Source organism: Arthrobacter sp. 9V, from assembly GCF_902506065.1.
GTDB lineage: Bacteria > Actinomycetota > Actinomycetes > Actinomycetales > Micrococcaceae > Arthrobacter.
Map to the genome: position 1 here is coordinate 1 of NZ_LR732959.1, position 1,799 is coordinate 1,799.

Consider the following 1,799-nt stretch of genomic DNA (forward strand, 5'->3'; position numbering starts at 1 on the left):
GGGTGCACCGGTCCCTGCCCGCGTGGGGTGAGGCGCACATGGGAACCGTCGCCGGCGGCCGCGACCCGTCCCGCACCGCCTACTTGTGCCTGCTCGCGGCCGCGGTGTCCGGGTGGACCCTCGCCGACGTCGAGCACGCCGCGAAGACCGCACCCGGCATGGAGCACTACCGCACCCGCAACCGTCCCACCGGCGGCCGCGCGCCCCGCACCGCGGCCGAGGCTGCAGCGCGCCTTGAACGGCAGTGGACGAAGGCGCAGGAACGGGCCGTGCTGTACCGGTACGCGCCCGAGGAACGCCAACAACGCGACTTGACCCAGCTGACCGGGATCGTCGACGTAGTCGAGGCCATGCTGCAGGCGTTCACCGCCTCCCCCGGACGCTGGACCCGCACCGAGTCAGACCTGCACGACAGCACCGTCCTGACCTACCTCGCCTGGATCTCCCTGCGCTCAGGCTCCCGCGACGTCGGGGCCGCACTCCGGTCCGTGGCGATCGCCACCGGGATCCCCTCGAGCACCGTCGACCGCTCACTCCGCCGCCTCCACGCCGCCGGATGGATCACCCGCCGGCGCCAGGCAGACGGCCCCAACGCAGCCGTCTGGCGACTCACAGACCGGTTTTCCACACCCCCCGTACACGTCGGGCCACTTCACAATGTGACCGCCCGCCCCCCGGCCGAGCTCTTCGACGTGAGGGTCACCCTCCTCGACGCTCTTGAAGACCGACTCGACGCCGGACGCCACGACGTCTTCACCCGTGCAGGACTGGGACCCACCGCCCGGCGTGTGTACGAGAGCCTGACCACTGATGAGCATGCGGTCGAGGTGGTTGCGGACCGTGCTGGACTCCCCCGCGGCCGCGCACGAGCAGCCCTCGCACGCATGCGCCGCTGGACACTCGCCATCGCCACACCCACCGGCTGGCGCCGACGGCTCCAGGACTTCCGCACACACGTGGCCAAGCAGCTCGGCGTCGACGGGATCCTCCGGCGACGGGAACAGCAGTACGCCGACGAGCGAGACCTCTGGGCCTGGTGGCAAAACCACCTCATCCGCAAAGCCGGCAGACGCGGCCGCGACCGCACCCCTACCAGGCAGGTCGTCATGTTCCGATCCGTCGACGACCACGGCGGCCCCGAGGCATACCCGGCATACCCATGCTCGAGCGACGGCCGAGCCGACCACCAAGAGGCCATGCGGTTCGTCCGACGCGGACTTCTCCAACAGCTCCGGGACTTCGAGTTGGCAGCTTGAGCGTGCGTTCCCGGCTCATCAAAGCGGTAAACGCAAGCATTTATTGTGTTACAAGGGTTGCAACCCTTGCGTGCGTTGCAAGACTTGCGTATCCGAGCTCTACCCCTTCCCGGGGAAAGCACGTGTTTATTGGGTTGCTTGTATTACAACCCTTGCATTTGTTGCAAGACTTGTGTATATTGGATCGCATGGCTTGCAACCAAAACAAGCCTTGAAACGCTTACCTCGGAGGGCTGATGACGCACATCACAGCGATTGCCAACAACAAGGGTGGTGTCTCCAAGACGCAGGTGACTTGTCAGCTCGCTGCTGCTCTTGCGCGGGCTGGACGCCGCGTTCTTGTCGTAGACATGGATCCCCAGGCGAACGCCACTCGACGTCTAGGGGTCGAGTGGGATCCTTCTGCACCGATCCCCACCATGTCCGAGGTAATCGCGGCCGCTCAGGATGGCGCAGGGGAGGCGGCTGTAGTTGCCTGTGGCTGGGATACAGATGTGGCACCAGAAGGAGAACGGATTGATGTGCTCCCGGCCCGCTTTGATC

Annotated in this window: 1 protein-coding gene and 1 pseudogene; both read left to right on the forward strand. The window is 66.4% G+C overall.

Going from position 1 to position 1,799, the window contains the following annotated elements; all coding sequences use genetic code 11:
• Positions 1-1,256 (forward strand): annotated as a pseudogene (locus BACI9J_RS22745) (helix-turn-helix domain-containing protein); the annotation flags it as partial.
• Positions 1,257-1,492: 236 nt separating this feature from the next.
• On the forward strand, positions 1,493-1,799 hold a 307-nt coding region (locus tag BACI9J_RS22750), incomplete at its 3' end, for a ParA family protein (RefSeq protein WP_159736656.1).